The organism is Streptomyces beijiangensis, from assembly GCF_017315755.1.
In the GTDB taxonomy this organism is placed as follows: Bacteria; Actinomycetota; Actinomycetes; order Streptomycetales; family Streptomycetaceae; genus Streptomyces; species Streptomyces beijiangensis.
On the sequence record NZ_JAFLRJ010000118.1, the window covers coordinates 11,608 to 28,719 of the forward strand.

The 17,112-nt window shown below is 71.1% G+C and carries 12 protein-coding genes and 1 pseudogene; 10 read left to right on the top strand and 3 right to left on the bottom strand.

The window, feature by feature from the left end; all coding sequences use genetic code 11:
- The first annotated feature begins 41 nt into the window (after positions 1-41).
- The 3 genes from J0695_RS13415 (at position 42) to J0695_RS13425 (ending at position 3,615) form a co-directional block, all read left to right on the top strand.
- Positions 42-1,994, top strand: a complete 1,953-nt coding sequence (locus J0695_RS13415) for an ABC transporter permease (protein WP_206962233.1) — start codon at positions 42-44, stop codon at positions 1,992-1,994.
- 35 nt (positions 1,995-2,029) lie between these two features.
- On the top strand, positions 2,030-3,316 hold the full coding sequence (locus J0695_RS13420; protein ID WP_206962234.1) for a CAP domain-containing protein: 1,287 nt from the start codon (positions 2,030-2,032) through the stop codon (positions 3,314-3,316).
- Between the two features lie 98 nt (positions 3,317-3,414).
- A complete protein-coding gene (locus J0695_RS13425) occupies positions 3,415-3,615 on the top strand; it encodes a DUF4236 domain-containing protein (RefSeq protein WP_206962235.1) in 201 nt (66 codons plus the stop codon).
- Positions 3,616-3,618: 3 nt separating this feature from the next.
- On the opposite strand, the gene J0695_RS13430 is transcribed toward J0695_RS13425, so the two are convergent.
- On the bottom strand, positions 3,619-4,299 hold the full coding sequence (locus tag J0695_RS13430) for a YoaK family protein (RefSeq protein WP_206962236.1): 681 nt from the start codon (positions 4,297-4,299) through the stop codon (positions 3,619-3,621).
- Positions 4,300-4,429: 130 nt separating this feature from the next.
- On the opposite strand from J0695_RS13430, the pseudogene J0695_RS13435 reads away from it, so the two are divergent.
- Positions 4,430-4,681, top strand: a pseudogene (locus tag J0695_RS13435) (MFS transporter); the annotation flags it as partial.
- On the opposite strand, the gene J0695_RS13440 reads toward J0695_RS13435, so the two are convergent.
- On the bottom strand, positions 4,678-5,286 hold the full coding sequence (locus J0695_RS13440) for a phosphoribosylanthranilate isomerase (protein WP_206962237.1): 609 nt from the start codon (positions 5,284-5,286) through the stop codon (positions 4,678-4,680). The pseudogene J0695_RS13435 and the gene J0695_RS13440 overlap by 4 nt on opposite strands.
- 230 nt (positions 5,287-5,516) lie before the next feature.
- On the opposite strand from J0695_RS13440, the gene J0695_RS13445 reads away from it, so the two are divergent.
- The 5 genes from J0695_RS13445 to pgm all read left to right on the top strand — a co-directional run bounded on the left by J0695_RS13445 (position 5,517) and on the right by pgm (position 13,981).
- Entirely contained in the window at positions 5,517-7,136 is a 1,620-nt protein-coding gene (locus tag J0695_RS13445; RefSeq protein WP_206962238.1) for a PP2C family protein-serine/threonine phosphatase, read from the top strand.
- Positions 7,133-8,158: a cobalamin B12-binding domain-containing protein gene (locus J0695_RS13450; RefSeq protein ID WP_206962239.1), complete on the top strand. Its 1,026-nt coding sequence runs from the start codon at positions 7,133-7,135 to the stop codon at positions 8,156-8,158. The genes J0695_RS13445 and J0695_RS13450 overlap by 4 nt, the downstream gene beginning before the upstream one ends.
- Positions 8,159-8,316: 158 nt before the next feature.
- On the top strand, positions 8,317-10,332 hold the full coding sequence (locus tag J0695_RS13455; protein ID WP_206962240.1) for an ATP-binding protein: 2,016 nt from the start codon (positions 8,317-8,319) through the stop codon (positions 10,330-10,332).
- A 136-nt stretch (positions 10,333-10,468) separates the two neighbouring features.
- Positions 10,469-12,217, top strand: coding sequence for a glycosyl hydrolase family 18 protein (locus J0695_RS13460; protein ID WP_206962241.1), 1,749 nt, complete (start codon positions 10,469-10,471; stop codon positions 12,215-12,217).
- A 123-nt stretch (positions 12,218-12,340) separates the two neighbouring features.
- Entirely contained in the window at positions 12,341-13,981 is a 1,641-nt protein-coding gene (pgm, locus tag J0695_RS13465; RefSeq protein ID WP_206962242.1) for a phosphoglucomutase (alpha-D-glucose-1,6-bisphosphate-dependent), read from the top strand.
- Between the two features lie 28 nt (positions 13,982-14,009).
- On the opposite strand, the gene J0695_RS13470 is transcribed toward pgm, so the two are convergent.
- Complete coding sequence (locus J0695_RS13470) at positions 14,010-14,972, bottom strand: LysR family transcriptional regulator (protein ID WP_206962243.1); 963 nt, start codon at positions 14,970-14,972, stop codon at positions 14,010-14,012.
- Between the two features lie 154 nt (positions 14,973-15,126).
- On the opposite strand from J0695_RS13470, the gene J0695_RS13475 reads away from it, so the two are divergent.
- On the top strand, positions 15,127-17,112 hold a 1,986-nt coding region (locus tag J0695_RS13475), incomplete at its 3' end, for a M4 family metallopeptidase (protein ID WP_242552609.1).

Below are 17,112 nucleotides of genomic sequence, written 5' to 3' on the forward strand. Positions count from 1 at the left end.
GGGCGGCCCCTCCCGCACCGCCCGAGTTCAGGAACCCCCCGATGAAACGCTTTCGCCCCCGCGCCCGCACCGCACGCGCCCCCGTGGCCCTGGTCGTGCCCGCGCTGCTCGCGATCGCGTTCCTGCTCATGCCCCTCATCGGGATCCTCGCCCGCACCACCTGGGGCGATCTGGGCACCCATCTGTCGAGCCCTGGCGTCACGGAGGCGCTCAGGCTCTCGCTGGTCGTCTCCTTCTGGGCGCTCGGTCTCTCGCTCGTCCTCGGGGTGCCGCTGGCCTGGCTCCTCGCCCGTGTCGACTTCCCCGGCAAGACGCTCGTGCGGTCGCTCGTCCTGCTCCCGATGGTGCTGCCGCCGACCGTCGGAGGTGTCGCGCTGCTGCTGGGCTTCGGCCGCCGCGGGCTGCTCGGGCCCTGGCTGGAGAACACCTTCGGCATCACCCTGCCGTTCAGCACCTCCGGCGCCGTCGTCGCCGCGACATTCGTCGCGATGCCGTTCCTGGTCATCAGCCTGGAAGGCGCACTGGCCGGACTGCGCCCGAGTTACGAGGAGACCGCATCGTCCCTCGGAGCCTCACCCTTGCGTGTCTTCTTCACCGTCACCCTTCCGATGGTCGCCCCGGGGCTCGCCGCGGGGGCCGCGCTGACCTGGGCGCGGGCGCTCGGCGAGTTCGGCGCCACCATCACCTTCGCCGGCAATCTGCCCGGCTCCACACAGACCCTGCCGCTCCAGGTCTACCTCCTCCTCCAGGACTCCCCCGAGGCGGCGACCTCCGTCTCGCTGCTGCTGCTCGCCATCGCCATGGCCGTACTGATCGCGCTGCGCGGCCGCTGGACCGGCGGGAGCGCCGACCGCGTACCGGACAAGAACCGCCCGGCGGACGAAGCGGACGAAGCGGCGACGAACGCCGACGACTTCACGCCCTTCGCGACGACCGCACCACCGTCCCCGAAGGAGCTCTGGCCACTGCACGCCGAGGTCAGCGGCTTCAACCGGCTCACCCTCGACGCCGATCCCGGCACCACCATCGCCGTCGTCGGCCCCAACGGTGCAGGCAAGACCACCCTGCTGCGCGCCCTCCTCGGCCTGACCCCGCGCGCCCACGCCGAGCTGCGCCTCGGCTCCGCCGATGTCACCGCCCTGCCCCCGCACCGGCGCGGCGTCGCCTGGGTCCCCCAGGACGGCGCGCTCTTCCCCCATCTCACGGCCCTCGCCAACACGTCGTACGGGCTGCGCGCCCAGGGCGCCGGGCGCGCCGAGGCCCGCCGTGAGGCGCTCCGGTGGCTGGAGCGCCTCGGTGTCGGCCATCTCGCCGACCGCAAGCCGGGCCAGCTCTCCGGCGGGCAGGCCCAACGGGTCGCCCTCGCAAGGGCGTTGGCGGCCCGCCCCCGGCTGCTCCTCCTCGACGAGCCTCTCGCGGCCCTCGACCAGACCACTCGCGCCCATGTACGCCACACCCTGCGCACCCACCTCGCCGGATTCGGCGGCGTGTGCCTGATCGTCACCCACGACCCGGTGGAGGCGGTGTCCCTGGCCGACCGGGTTCTCGTACTCGACGAAGGGCGCACCCTGCAGTACGCAGCGCCCGCCGAGGTCTCCCGCCACCCGCGTTCGCCGTGGGTCGCACGGATGCTCGGGAGCAACGCCTGGCCGGGCACCGCCGCCGAGGACGGCACCCTTCAACTCGCGGGCGGCGGGCGTCTCGTCGTCGCCGATCCGATCGGCGAAGGGGCCGCGGCGCTGGCGGTCATCGCACCCGAGGCCGTCGCCGTGCACCGCGACAGGCCCGGCGGCAGCCCGCGCAATGTCTGGCCCGGCACGGTCCGCGAGATCACCGCCTCGGGCAGCCGCCTCCGTATCGTGATCACCTCCGACCTGGCACCCGACCTGGTGGCCGAGATCACCGCGGGCGCCGCCGCCGAGCTCGGGCTCGCGGACGGAGCCGCCGTCTGGACCAGCGTCAAGGCCACCGAGGTCGTCCTCGTCGCGCTGTAGGGAACCGGCAACCCTCCGTACTGCGTTCTCCAGTCATGAGCGAGTTGGTCCCCGGCGGCAATCTGGCCCTCCCCGGCGGTGTGCTGACGATCCACGTGCCGGGGCCCTTCGATCTGTCGGTGCTGATCACCGACGACAGCGGGAAGGTCGGCGGCGACGCCGACTTCGTCTTCTACAACCAGCCGACGGCACCCGGCGCCCGCCTGGGCGAGGGCACCGTGAGCGTGGATCCCGGCCGGCTGCGCACGGGGGCGAGCAGGGTCACCGTGGTCATCAGCCCGGCGGACCCCGGCACGTCCCTGGGCCGCCTGCCCTCCCCCGCTCTGCGCCTCAGCAACTCCGGCGGACAGACCGTCGCCACCTTCAATCCGCCACGCCCCACCCATGAGACCGTCCTGCTGCTCGCCGAGATCTACCGGCGCGGGACCGGCTGGAAGCTCCGGGCCCTCGGACAGGGGTACGCCGACGGGCTGGCCGGGATCGCCCGCGACTTCGGCGTCGACGTCGCGGAGGACGCGACGGCAGAGACGGTGATCGCGGTACCGGCGTCCTCCCCCGCACCGGACGGCCTCCTCGGGCTCGTCAACGCGGACCGCTCCGGTGCCGGCGCCCCGCCCGTGCGCCTGGACCCGCGTCTGACCGCAGCGGCGCAGGCGCACGCGGCGGGCATGGCGGGACAGGACCGTCTCAGCGTGGAGGGCCCGGACGGCGTCTCCGTCTACCAGCGGGTCTCCGCCCAGGGGTACGCGTACCTCACGATCGACGAGCACCTGGTCTCGGGACCCCGTACGCCTGCCGAGTTCATCGACTACTGCCGGGGCGACACCCGGACCCGGCGCGCCCTGCGCGACCCGGCCCTCACGGACGCCGGATTCGCGCATGTCGGCGCGTACTGGACCGCGTTGTGGGCGAGGCCTTTCACGGCGGAGGGCCTGGCGCGTACGGCATCGGAGGTCGTCGCGCTCACCAACTCCGAACGGTCGGAAGGCGGTCTGCGGCCTCTCTCCACCGACCCCCGGCTGACCGCGGCCGCCCAGGCGTACAGCACGGACATGGCCGGCCGCGGTTTCTACTCGCACACCTCCCCCGAGGGCCTGCAGCCATGGGACCGGGCCGCGGCGGCCGGCGCTGTCCACCGGGGCATCGGCGAGAACATCGCCTGCGGGCAGCGCACCGCACCCGAGGTGGTCCTGGGCTGGATGAACAGCCCAGGCCACCGCGCCAATATCCTCAAGCCGGACTTCACGCACATCGGGATCGGCTTCGCGGGCGGCGGACTCGCCGGGACGTACTGGACTCAGCTCTTCGGCATGTCAGGTTAGAACTGGCGTGCATCTACTGCGCAGTCGGGGATACCCGTACCTCTCAAGGAACACCTCCAGACGAAGGAACACCCAGACGCGAGCCGAGGGAGACTCACATGGCCATCACCTTTCGCAAGAGCTTCCGGATCCTGCCCGGAGTGCGGCTGAACATCAACCGCCACTCCTGGTCCATCACCACCGGGGGCAAGCACGGCCCGCACCACACGTCGAGCAGTACGGGCCGCCGTACCTCCTCCATGGACCTGCCAGGGCCGTTCGGCTGGCGCCGCACCACCACGCGCCGCCGCCGCGGCTGAGTCCTAGGCGGGCTTTGCTACGGAGCGGACGGCGGCCAGGGCGACGGCCGCGAGCAGGACCACCGCGGGCGCGAGCGCCCAGGCCGTCCCCTGGTGGATCTGGAGGAGACCGCCCGCCAGCGCGCCGCAGAACATGGCGGCGACCGAGATCAGCCTGCGCACGGTGGCAGGTCCCGGCCGGTCGGCGGCGATCCCGGTCAGGGTGAGCGTGAGGACCGTGGTCGTGAAGTCGGGCACCGCGATCTTGCGGACCACGGCGTTCTGCAGCCCCATGCCCAGCGCGAGCAGTCCGATCAGTACGTACCGGGAGACCTCGACGAGGTCCCCTACGAGCGCCACGGCCACCAGCGCCGCATGCACCCCGACCAGGGTGGCGAAGAGCCGTACGTCGTCGGGGACGCGCGGGGCGAGCCGCCCGCCGATGAGCGCTCCGACCACGAAGACCCCGCCCGCCAGGAGCGAGGCGGTGGCGGAGAGTTGGTGGTCGCCTGCGAGCGCGAAGCCCAGGAAGACCACATTGCCGGTCATGTTGGCGACGAAGACCCGGCCGAGTCCCAGATAACTGACGGCGTCCACCAGACCCGTGACGAGGGTCAGCACCACCAGCAGGGGCGGCAGCACCCCGTGGTGTCCGGCATGGTCCGGGAAGAGGCGGGCGGCGGCCCGGTCGAGGAGGGATTCCATACGGTTCCTTCGGCAGTACGGCGGCGCGACACGAGTGCGGTACGAGTGCCACTCGGGGCAGCGGGAAATCGACAACACCCTCGCAGGGGACGCGTGCTGTCGTAAATCCGCCGGACCCGCTGCGGCCGCCCTTGCTGAACTGGGGCGGTGGAACCTCGGGGCGGTCGTCCTGCTGGTCCTCTGGGGGATCGCGTACGGCGCGGTGCCGGTCTGTTCGCAGACCTGGTTCTCCCGCGCGGCCCCGCACGCGCCCGAGGCGGCCACCGTGCTCTTCACGGCGTCGTTCCAGGCGACCATCTCGGCGGGAGCGCTGCTCGGCGGGGTCGTCGCGGCCCTGATGGTGGTGACCGTCGCGTACCTTCCGCCGCGCACCGGGCGCTAGAGGAGCCTCCTGGCTTCCGCCACGAAGGCCCGGATCAACTCCGGTGACTTCACCCCGCGTTCGCTCTCCACCCCGCTGGACACGTCCACTCCCCACGCACCGGTGACCTCCGCGGCCCTGCGGACGTTGCCCGGGTGCAGCCCACCGGCGAGCAGCCACCGGCCGGTGGGGGCGCTGAACGCGGGCGACGACCATTCCCACGGCTTGCCCGAGCCGGGGTCGGGGGCGTCGAGAAGCAGCAGGTCCTCGCCCAGCTCCCCGTTCAGGACGGGGACTCCGGTGGCGGCCGTCGCCCGGATCAGGGTGCGCCCCTCGGCCCGCAGGGCCTCGTAATACTCAACGCCCTCGTCTCCGTGCAGTTGTACGGCCCGGATGCCGCTCTCGTCGGTCAGCCGCCGCACCTCGTCCAGGGACTGCCCACGGAAGACCCCCACCGTGAGAACGTGCGCCGGCACCTGTTGTGCCAGCTGCCGTGCGGTGGGGCCATCGACCGTGCGTGCGCCGGATGCGAAGACGAAGCCGACCGCGTCCGCACCGGCTTCCACGGCCGTGGCCACGTCCTGGCCGGTCCTCAGACCGCAGATCTTGACGAAGAGATCACTCATGCGCCGATTCAAGCAAAGAACTGTTCCGCCCCCACACATTCCAGGCGGATACGTTTTTGCACATCACCACCGGTTCTGATGATTTCACACCAGACATTGATCGTGTGCCATTGCTGTCAAGTTCGCTTCACGAGCACGGCAGTTGAGGCACGGTGTTCTTTCGGTATCAGTGCCGCTGGATACGGAGGACTCCGGGGCGAGGGGCGTAAAGCACCTGCCTCGGATTGATCATGTCGCGAACACACCAGCAGTCCACCGCGGACAGTGACCAGACGCATCCGGACAGGAGGGCTCTGTCGTGGGTGGCCCTGCTCCTCAGCACGCCCGAGGCCGCCGTGTTCGTCGATGCGGGAAACCGGATCGCCTCCCTGAGCCCGGTCGCCGCCGAACTGCTGCCGGATCTCCGGGTGGGCGACGAACTGTCACCGGACGCACTGTCCGGCTGGCTCGTCTGCAGGGATGTCCATCTCCGCGGCTGCACCGGGCACGGATCGGAGGTGCTCGGCCCCGCGGAATCCCCGGGCAGGTCAACACTGCCCGCTCAGGACATTCACCCGAACGACGGACCCGGTCCGGAGCCCCCGGCGGTTCTCTGGGACGCCGGCATGTCCTGGGAACAGTGCATCCGGACGGTCGCCCACCGCCTCGTGGGCCGGTGGGCGGACGGCGCCGCGGTGATGACCTCGTTCCGCCGGGGTTCGGCCGAGGTGACCTGGACCGCCCGGCACGAAGGTGCACGGCAGAGCGGGAGCTCACGGCACGAGCATGTACGGATCGAAGTGGAAGCGGTGCCCGGACTGGCGGAGGCACTGGGCGGAGGCCCCTCGCCCGAGCCGTTCTGGCAGCCCGCGCCAACGGATCTGCCCCCGTGGCTCACCGGCCCCGGCGCACGGGAGTTCGACTCGCTGCTGATCATGCCGATTCCGGGTGACGGCGTCTCATCAGGGGCCTTGGTGCTGCTGCGCCGCGAGCCCAGGCCACAGGAGCCGATGGCGGAGTCCGCGGCCCTGCGGGCATTCGCCCGGCAGGCCGCCGCAGCTCTGCACGCCGCCGGACTGCAGCGCATCGTGGACGAGGTGGCCACGGGTCTGGGCGACCACCTGAGGCCGCCCGCCGCCGTCCGGTTCCAGGGTGCCGATGTCGCCGGGGCATGGCGCCCCTCCCCCACCTGCCTCGGCGCCGGAGGCGACTTCTACGACTTCCTCCCGCGCGGGAGCCCCACCATGGTGGTTCTGGGAGACGTCTGCGGCAGCAACGCGCGCTCCGCCCTGCGGGCAAGCGTCGTGCGCGGCCAGCTCGCCGCCCTCGCCGGCTACGAGACCACCCACCGGGAGCTGGTCAGCCGCCTCAACGACCTCCAGCCCCATGACGACGAGTACGCCTTCGCCTCACTCATTCTCGCCTCGGTGGCCCCCGGCCCCCGGGGCGGGCTGGCTCTGCGCATCTCCACGGCGGGCCACCCCCCGGCCCTGGTCCTCAGGTCCGGCGGGCGAGTCGAGTCGATCGCCTCCGGCGGCACCCTGATCGGGGTCCTGCCCCGGGTCCGCACCCGCAGCCGGCTCGTCCAACTGCGTCCGGGCGAGACCTGTCTGCTCTACAGCGACGGCCTCACCGAGGCGCGCGGGGGCGTGGACGGGGATCTGCTGGGCGAGGACCGCTTCTCCGACGCTCTCGCCGGCTGTTACGGACTGCCGCCCGGGGCCGTGGTCGAGCGCATGCTCATGACCGCATCCCAGTGGCTCAACGGCCGTGATCACGACGACATCACGCTGGTCGCGATCCAGGCGCCCCCGCACCCGGGCGGCGCCGTGAAGCCCCCGCGTACCGGCCGCAGGAAAGGGACCTCATGAGCGGCAGGCCCGACAGCACCACACTCACCCGGCAGTTGTCGGTGCAATTCCACAACAGCCTGCTCCGGCAGAACGAGGGCATGGTCGTGGCGCTGGCCCGCCGGGCCGTCGAAAAGGGGGTCTCCCCGGAGGCCTTCCTCCTCGAAGTGGTGGCGCCGGCCCAGCTCCTGATCGGCGACGCCTGGGCGTCCGGCGCGATCGGCGTCGCACAGGAACACGCCGCAACCGCCCTGAGCGACCGGGCCGTCGCCCTCGTGCTCGGCGCCCCGCAGCGCGCTCCTGTCTGCCCGCCGGTACGCGGCCGGATCACTGTCGCCTGTGTGGAAGGAGAGTGGCACGCGCTGTCGGCGCGACTGGTCGCGGACGTCCTGAGACTGCACGGCTGGCAGGTCACCTTCCTCGGCGCACACGTCCCCACCCACCATCTCCGCAACCACCTGCGCACCGACCCGCCGCAGGTCCTGGCCCTCAGCTGCTCCATGGCCTCACGACTGCCCTACGTCCACGCGGCGGTCGACACCGGACGCAGCGCCGGGATCCCCGTACTGGCGGGCGGCCCGGCGTTCGGGCCCCACGGGGCACGGGCACGCGACGTGGGCGCGGACCACTGGTGCAAGGACGCACCCGACGCCGTCGAGTTCCTCGCGGCGGGCACCATCAGCAGCGGCGGCACGCCACCCTACGTACCGGATCCGGCGGACTGGGAGGAGTTCTCGCTCCTCACCTCCTCACGCGCCCGTCTGGTGCACGACCTGGCCGCAGGACTGGGACATCCCGACCCTGCCCATCCCCTGCACCACACGCACCTCACCGACCACTTGACGCTGCTCGCCGAATCCCTCGCCTCCTCCGTGTACCTGGCGGACGAGATCGTCTTCGCCGAGGCGGTCTCCTGGCTGGCCGCCATCGGCCGACCCCGCCAACTCAGCGCCGCATTCATCGAGTCCGCGCTCGAGCGCATGGCCGCACGGCTCAGGGACTTCCCCCATGCGGCGGCCGTCCTGCACGCGGCCGTCGACTGACGTCGGGCCCCTGGTGACCACCCTGACCACCCTGACCACCCCGATCAGCCTGATCGACAGACGGTGGGAACTGGCCAGTTCTGACCGTTTCCCGCGATGAGGCCTGGCCGGGGTCCCCGGCACGGCAAGATGGGGCCGTGGTAGGCAACCTCCCCGTCATGACGACCAGTTTCGTCGGCCGCAGAAGCGAACTGGTCGCCACTGGACGCGCATTGAAGGAACACCGGCTGATCACCCTCACAGGCAGCGGCGGTGTCGGCAAGAGCCGGCTGGCGCTGCGCACCGCCGAGGAGACGCGCGGCGATTACAGCGACGGGGTGTGGTGGGCCGACCTCTCCCATCTCTACGACGACAGACTCTTCACGGCCATGGTCTGCGACGCCGTCGGGCTCCTCGACCACAGCGTGCGCAGTCCGGTCGAGGCGCTCTGCGACTGGCTCTCGGGCCGGCGGATCCTGCTCGTACTCGACTGCTGCGAACGGGTGCTCAAAGCCTCCAGGAACCTGGTCGGTGAAATCCTCACCGCGGCCCCGGGGCTGACCGTCCTGGCGACCAGCAGGCAGCCCCTCGGCGCCCTGGGCGAGTACTGCCTCGAGGTGCCCCCGCTCTCCACGGGTGACGAGGGCGACGAGGCCGTACGCCTCTTCCACGACCGGTGCGCCGCAAGGGCCCCCGCCGTGTCGCTCGACTCACCGGAAGCCGCCGCGGCCGTGTCCGACATCTGCCGGCGCCTGGAGGGGATTCCCCTCGCCGTCGAGCTCGCCTGCGCGCAGCTGCGAGAAATCGGCGTCGTGGAGATCTCGGAGCGGCTCACCTCACGGCTCGACACCCTCGTCGACGAGACCGTGCGGCCCGAGCGCCACCGGGCCCTGCGCACCGCCATAGGGTGGAGCCACGAACTCTGCGACCCCCTCGAACGACTGCTGTGGGCCAGGCTCTCGGTCTTCCGCGGCCCTGTGTACGAGGCCGACGCCCAGGCCGTCTGCGAGGGCGGCCCGCTGAGCGCCGAAGACATCCCCCCGATCCTGGAGCGGCTCGCCGCACAGTCCGTGCTCCACCGGGACGGCAGTCAGTACCGGATGCTCGACACCCTGCGCGAGTACGGAGCCATGTGGCTCGCGGAGCTGGGCGAGGTCCGTGTCCTCGCGGGGCGCCACGCCACGCACTTCGCGGACATCGTGGCCCAGGCGCAGGCCGGCTGGCTCGGTCCGCAGCAGGTCTCCTGGTACGGCAGGATCTCCGAAAGCCATGCCGACCTGCGCGCCGCGCTCGACCATCTCTTCGCCGAGGAGCCGTCCACGGCCGTGGAGATGGCGGGACGCACGGGTCTGTTCTGGCCCTGTTGCGGGCATCTCCACGAGTCCCGCGACTACCTCGAACGCGCGCTTGCGCTGGATACGGAGAAGGGGCCGGACCGCACCAAGGCGCTCTGGGCCCTGGGCATCACCCTCACCCTGCAGGGCGATCACGAGGCCGCCCTGCGGATCGGGGAGGAGTGCACCTTCGCCGCGTGGCAGGACCGCGAGCCCGACTCCGTCCTCTTCGCCGCGCACACCGTCGGCCTCACCCGTCTGATGACGGGGCACCCGCAGATCGCCCATGCCGTCTGCGACCGCGCGCTGCGCGCCGTGGACGGCGCGCCGCCTTCCGGCCCCTCGCACCTCTGCTGTCTGGTGATCAGGGCCTTCGCGCTCTCCGCCATGGGCCGCCTCGACGAGGCGTACGAGGAGGCCGCCAGTCTGCGCCGGCTCAGTCTGCGGTATGGGGAGCACTGGGCCAGGTCCTACGCGGATCACCAACTCGCCTTCATACACCTGCTGCAGGGGCGGCCCGGCGCGGCCGAGGGCCACGCCCGTTCGATGCTCGCGAGCAAGCACGATCTGCACGACAGCCTCGGCATCGCCCTCGGTCTCGACCTGCTCGCCGGGACGATCGCGGTCCAGGGCAACGGGATCGAGGCCGCCCGTACCTCCGGCACCGGACACACGTACTGGCGCATGCTCGGCCACCCCAACCGCGGAACCCCCGAACTCGGGGCGCTCCGCGACGGATGGGAGCGCCGGGCACGCGAGTCGGCGGGCGACACCGCCTATGAGAAGGCGTACCGCCGCGCCGTGACCGACGACGCCGAGCGTGGCCTCGCGCACGCTCTGCAGGAGCACTTCTCTCCGTAATCGCCTGCCCCGGCAGACGGCGCCAGCCGCTCGGCAAACACTGGGGCATGAAGTGGTCTGGACCCTTGACGTGGACATGGTCCAGACCAATCATGGGGCGCGATCCTCCGCCTTGTCTCACCCATCGGAGCCCCCCATGAGACGTAAGAGATCCCTGCGCGCCCTCCTGGCCACCCTGGCGACCACGGTCGCATCGGCCGGCCTGGTCCTGGGCGGTTCGGGCGCCGCCCACGCGGCCACCCCGCTGCCCGCACATGTCTTCGCCCCCTACTTCGAGGCTTACAACGGCGACAGCCCCGCCGCTCTCGCCCAGCAGTCCGGTGCCAAGTACCTGACCATGGCGTTCGTCCAGACCGAGGCGAAGGGGTCCTGCACCCCGTACTGGAACGGCGACACCGGCCAGCCGGTCTCCTCCTCCGTGTTCGGCGCGGACTTCACCACCATCCGCTCGCGCGGCGGCGACGTGATCCCGTCCTTCGGCGGGTACGCGGCCGACAACGGCGCCACCGAGATAGCCGACAGCTGTACGAATGTCGACTCGATCGCCGCCGCGTACGAGAAGCTCGTCACCACCTATGACGTCACCCGCCTCGACATGGACATCGAGGACAACTCGCTGACCAACTCGGCAGGGATCGACCGCCGCAACAAGGCGATCAAGAAGCTGCAGGACTGGGCCGCGGCCAACGGCCGTACGGTACAGATCTCGTACACCCTGCCGACCACCACGAGCGGACTGGCGAGCAGCGGGCTCGCGGTCCTGCAGAACGCCGTCGCCAACGGGGCCCGCGTCGACGTCGTGAACCTGATGACGTTCGACTACTACGACAACGCCTCGCACAACATGGCCACCGACACCCAGACCGCGATCACCGGTCTGGTCGGCCAGCTGGGCTCGCTGTACCCGTCGAAGACCTCCGCGCAGCTGTGGGGCATGACCGGCATCATCGAGATGCCCGGGATCGACGACTTCGGCGCCGCCGAGACGTTCACCACGGCGAACGCGACCACGGTCTACAACTGGGCCGTCTCCAAGGGCGTCAACACCCTCTCCTTCTGGGCGCTGCAGCGCGACAACGGCGGCTGCCCGGGCACCGGAGGCTCGGACAGCTGCTCCGGAATCGCCCAGGACACGTGGTACTTCACCCACACCTTCGCGCCCTTCTCCGGGGGCGGCGGTCCGGTGACCAACGACTTCTCGCTCTCCGTGGCACCCGGTTCGGCGACGGTCGCCCCCGGCGGCTCCGCCACCTCGACCGTGAGCACGGCGCTCGTCTCGGGCAGCGCGCAGACCGTCGCCCTCACCGCCACGGGTGCGCCCACCGGCGTGACCGCCACGCTCACCCCCGCTTCGGTCACCGCGGGCGGCACTTCGCAGCTGAAGGTCACCGCGTCGGCCTCGGCCGCCCCCGGCACGTACCCGATCACCGTCAAGGGCACCGCGGGGACCGCGACGCACTCCTCGACGTACACCCTCACCGTCTCGGGTCCCGGCGGTGGTACGGGCGCGCTGGTCAACGGCGACCTGGAGAGCGGCTCGCTGGCCCCCTGGACCTGTGAGAGCGGCGGCGCGGTGGTCACCACCCCGGCGCACGGCGGGACGCACGCGCTGAAGACCAACCCGACGTCCGCGCAGAGCGGCGAGTGCACCCAGTCGCTGACACTCAAGCCCAACACCGCTTACACGCTGAGCGGTTGGGTGCAGGGAAGTTACGCCTACCTCGGCGTACGGGGCGGCGCGAGCGCCAGCACCTGGACCAGCTCCACGGGCTGGACCAAGCTGACGGTCCCGTTCACCACGGGCGCCTCCGGTGCGGTCACCGTCTTCCTGCACGGCTGGTACGGGCAGGGCGTCGTGTACGGCGACGACCTCTCCGTCGGCTGAGAAGGGCAGCTGAGAAGGGCATCGGCCGCTCCCCCAGGGGGCGGCCGATGCGGCACTCCTCCCCACGAGCGGCAAAGATGGTGGTGCAGCCGATCGTGACAGCCAATACGGAGGAGTGGGCAGATGCCGCACGAACGAGCGGGACAACAGGCCGGTCCCGGGGATCTCATCGACGTCGCCCGTCTGGTGACCGCGTACTACGCACTCCGTCCCGACCCGTCCGTGCCGGATCAGCGCGTCGCCTTCGGGACGTCGGGTCACCGCGGATCGTCGCTGAACACCGCGTTCAACGACGACCACATCGCCGCCACCAGCCAGGCCATCTGCGAGTACCGCGCACGGCAGGGCACCGACGGGCCGCTGTATCTGGGAGCCGACACGCACGCGCTGTCGGAGCCGGCCAAGGTGACGGCCATCGAGGTGTTCGCCGCCAACGAGGTGACCCTGCTCATCGACAGCGCCGACGGATACACCCCGACCCCGGCGGTGTCGCACGCGATCCTCACGTACAACCGGGGCCGGAACTCCGCGCTCGCCGACGGCGTGGTCGTCACCCCCTCGCACAACCCGCCCGCCGACGGCGGCTTCAAGTACAACCCGCCGAGCGGCGGACCTGCCGGATCCGACGCCACCGGCTGGATCCAGGACCGGGCCAACGAGATCATCGCGAGCGGCCTCAAGGACGTCCGGCGCATCCTGTACACGCGCGCGCTCGCCGCTCCGACGACCGGTCGCCACGACTTCCTGAGCGCGTACGTCGCCGACCTTCCCTCCGTCCTCGACCTGGACGCCGTCCGGGACGCGGGCGTACGGATCGGCGCCGATCCGCTGGGCGGTGCGTCGGTGGCGTATTGGGGCAGGATCGCCGAGCAGCACCGCCTGGACCTGACCGTGGTCAACCCGCTCGCGGACCCGACCTGGCGGTTCATGACGCTGGACTGGGACGGCAAGATCCGGATGGACTGCTCGTCGCCGTACGCGATGGCCTCGCTCATCGCCCAGCGCGACCGCTTCCAGATCTCCACCGGGAACGACGCGGACGCCGACCGGCACGGGATCGTCACCCCGGACGGCGGGCTGATGAACCCGAACCACTACCTCGCGGTCGCGATCCAGTATCTGTACGCGCACCGCGACCAGTGGCCGGCGGACGCGGGCATCGGCAAGACCCTGGTCTCATCGACGATGATCGACCGGGTGGCCGCGGACCTCGGCCGCAGGCTCGTCGAAGTGCCCGTCGGCTTCAAGTGGTTCGTGGACGGTCTCGCCGACGGCTCGCTGGGCTTCGGCGGCGAGGAGTCCGCAGGGGCGTCCTTCCTGCGCCGCGACGGCTCGGTGTGGACCACCGACAAGGACGGCATCCTGCTCGCGCTGCTCGCCTCCGAGATCCTCGCGGTCACCGGCAGCTCCCCCTCCCAGCACTACGCGGAGCTCACCGGCCGCTTCGGCGAGCCGGCCTATGCGCGCATCGACGCCCCGGCCACCCGGGAGGAGAAGGCGGTGCTCGCGAAGCTCTCCCCCCAGCAGGTCACGGCGGACACGCTGGCCGGGGAGCCGGTCACCGCGGTGCTCACCGAGGCGCCGGGAAACGGCGCGTCCATCGGCGGCATCAAGGTGACGACGGAGAACGCCTGGTTCGCCGCCCGGCCCTCGGGCACCGAGGATGTGTACAAGATCTACGGGGAGTCCTTCCTGGGCACCGACCATCTGGCCCGCGTCCAGGAGGAGGCCAAGGCAGTGGTCTCCGCGGCGCTCTCCGCCTGACGGTCCAGGCCGGAGCTGCCGTCCCGCCTCACACCGGCGTGGAGACGGGGTGCAGCTCCGGGTGGGCGTCCCACCAGATCCGGTGGAACAGGTTGTTGTCGACATTGGCCAGATAGGCACGCGCCGCGGCCAGGTAGAGCAGCTCCGCCTGCCGGGCCGAGACGGCCGACCGGTTCCAGGCGAGGCGGATCCGGCCGGTGATCGGGGCCCCTGCGAGGGGCCGTACCACCGTGCCGTCCGCACCTGACGCGGTGGGCTGGGTCAGTGCGACCGCGCGGCCCCTGGCGATCAGGCTGCAGTGCATCCTGCGGTCGGTGATGCGGTAGCGGAGCGAGGGTACGAAGCCGGCCTTCGCGCAGGCTTCGACGAGCGCCTCGGGGCCGCCGTCGTCGTCCTCCACCAGTGTCATCCACAACTCCCCCGCCAGATCGGCGAGTTCGATGTCGGAGCGGCCCGCGAGAGCGTGCCGCTCCGACATCCGCACGGCGAACGGCTCCTTGGGGATGAGGGTCCTGGCCACCGCCCCTTCGGGCAGCGGGACTTCGTGGTCGTTCACCTCGCCGTACACGATCGCGTCGTAACGCCCGGCCCCGAGCATCCGCGCCAGCGCGGTCACCGAGTGTTCGAGGTCGACGGTGATCTCCTCGGTCATCGACAGGTCCGTCTGTTCCAGCAGACCGTCGAGCAGGACCAGCATGATGCAGCCGAGCCGCAGGGGCGCACCGGCTGTCATGGCGCGCGCCTCCGAGCCCAGCGCGTCCATCTCGCTGAGCACCCGGCGCGCTCTGTCGAGCACGAACTGGCCCAGCGCGGTGGGCTCCACCCCGTGCTGGGTCCGGACGAAGAGATCGCCGCCGGTGGCGCGCTCGATGCGCCGCAACTGCGCGGAGAGCGCGGGCTGGGACACCCCGAGCCGGCGCGCCGCGCGCCCCAGACTGCCCGCTTCGGCTATCCGGCAGACCGCCTGTAGATGCCTCAACTCAAGCTGCATCTTCCGCAGGGTACGCAGCAGTTCATCCGCGCACCATAACTCCCGTCCTATGCCCGGTGGGATGTCCCTGCATTGCCATGTCCACGCCCATACTCGGCGGCGACGAACCAGCCCCCCACCACGATCGGAGTGGACGTTGCACCCCATAAGATCGATGGCCGCCGTGGCAGCCCTCGCGCTGACCGCGAGCCTCGCCGGCGCTGTCGCCGGCCCGGCATCGGCCGCCCAGCAGACCCAGAACCGGACCAGGTCCGACCAGCCCGCCACCCCGCTCTCACGGGCCGTCGCCGCGGCCGACCAGGCCGTGCACAGCGGCCTCGACTCGCTGGTCAACTCCTCGCAGGAGCAGTACGAGCGACGCCAGGTCACCCCCTGGCTGAAGGGGCTCTACTCCGTCGCGTACGAGCGCAGCTACCGCGGCCTGCCGGTCGTCGGCGGCGACGCGGTCGTCCTCGCGGACGGCGACGGCGATGTACGCGCCCTGCAGTCCGCTTCGTCGCGGCGCATCGATGTCGCGACCGAGCCCTCGGTCACCGCGAAGAGGGCCGAGGCCGTCTCGCGGGCGAAACTGCACGCGGTCGACAAGGTCCTGAGCAGCCGGCTGGTCGTCCGGCTCAGGGACAACCGGCAGAACCTGGCATGGGAGACAGTGCTCTCCGGCCGTACGAGCACCGCGCCCAGCAAACTGCACGTCTTCGTGGACGCCCGCACAGGCAAGGTCATCGACAGCTACGACGAGGTCGCGGCGGGCAGCGGCACCAGCAAGTGGAACGGCCCGAACCCGCTGACCATCGACACCACCGCCTCGGGTGGTACGTACACCCTGCGTGACCCGGGCAGAACCGGCCTGAGCTGCGCGGACTACAGCTCCGGGTCCGTCTTCTCGAAGGCCACGGATTCCTGGGGGACGGGCAATCCCACCTCCAAGGAGACCGGCTGCGTCGACCTGATGTTCGCCGCGCAGAAGCAGTGGGACATGCTCGGCAGCTGGCTCGGCCGCAACGGCGTCAACGGCAACGGCCGCAGCTTCCCCGGCAAGGTCGGGCTGAGCGACCTGAACGCGTACTGGGACGGCAGCTCGGTCACCATCGGCCACAACAGCGCCAACGAGTGGATCGCCGGCGTGGACGTGGTGGCCCATGAGTACGGGCACGCCATCGACACCAACACCCCGGGCGGCACCAGCGGCCAGGAGTCGGGGCTCGGTGAGAGCACCGGGGACATCTTCGGCGCGCTGACCGAGGCGTACATCAACGAGCCCTCGCCGTACGACACCCCGGACTACACGGTCGGCGAGAAGATCAACCTCCAGGGCCAGGGCCCGATCCGCAACATGTACAACCCGCCGGCCGTCAACAACGACCCGGCCTGCTACAGCTCCGCGATCCCCGGCACCGAGGTGCACGCGGCCGCGGGGCCCCTCAACCACTGGTTCTATCTGCTCGCCGAGGGCACCAACCCTGGCGGCGGCAAGCCGAGCAGCAGCACCTGCAACCAGACGACGCTGACCGGTGTGGGCGTCCAGAGCGCCGGAAAGATCTTCTATGGCGGGATGCTGCTCAAGACCAGCAGCATGTCGTACAAGAAGTACCGTACGGCGACGCTGAGTTCGGCCAAGTCGCTCGACACCACCTGCGCTCTCTACAGCAAGACCAAGGCGGCCTGGGACGCGATCAGCGTGCCCGCCCAGACCGGCGACCCGACCTGTACGCCGAGCGGCCAGAACAGCGACTTCTCGCTGGCGCTGAGCCCGGCGTCGGGGACGGTCCAGCAGGGCGGTTCGGTCACCACGGCCGTGTCCACCAACACCACCACCGGTACGGCCCAGTCGGTGACCCTCACCGCATCCGGTCTGCCGTCCGGGGTGACGGCCTCCTTCAACCCGGCGACCGTGCAGTCGGGCCAGTCCTCGGTGCTGACCCTCTCGGCGACCGCCAACGCGGCGCCCGGCGCGTCGACCGTCACGGTGAAGGGCCAGGGCTCCACGCTCTCCCACACCGTCGACTACGCACTGAACGTCGGCTCCACCACGCCCGGCACCGACCCGCCGGACATCAGCGTCTCCAACATCCAGGCACACCTGACGCAGCTGAACACCATCGCCTCGCAGAACGGCGGCAACCGCCGTTCTGCGAGGCGA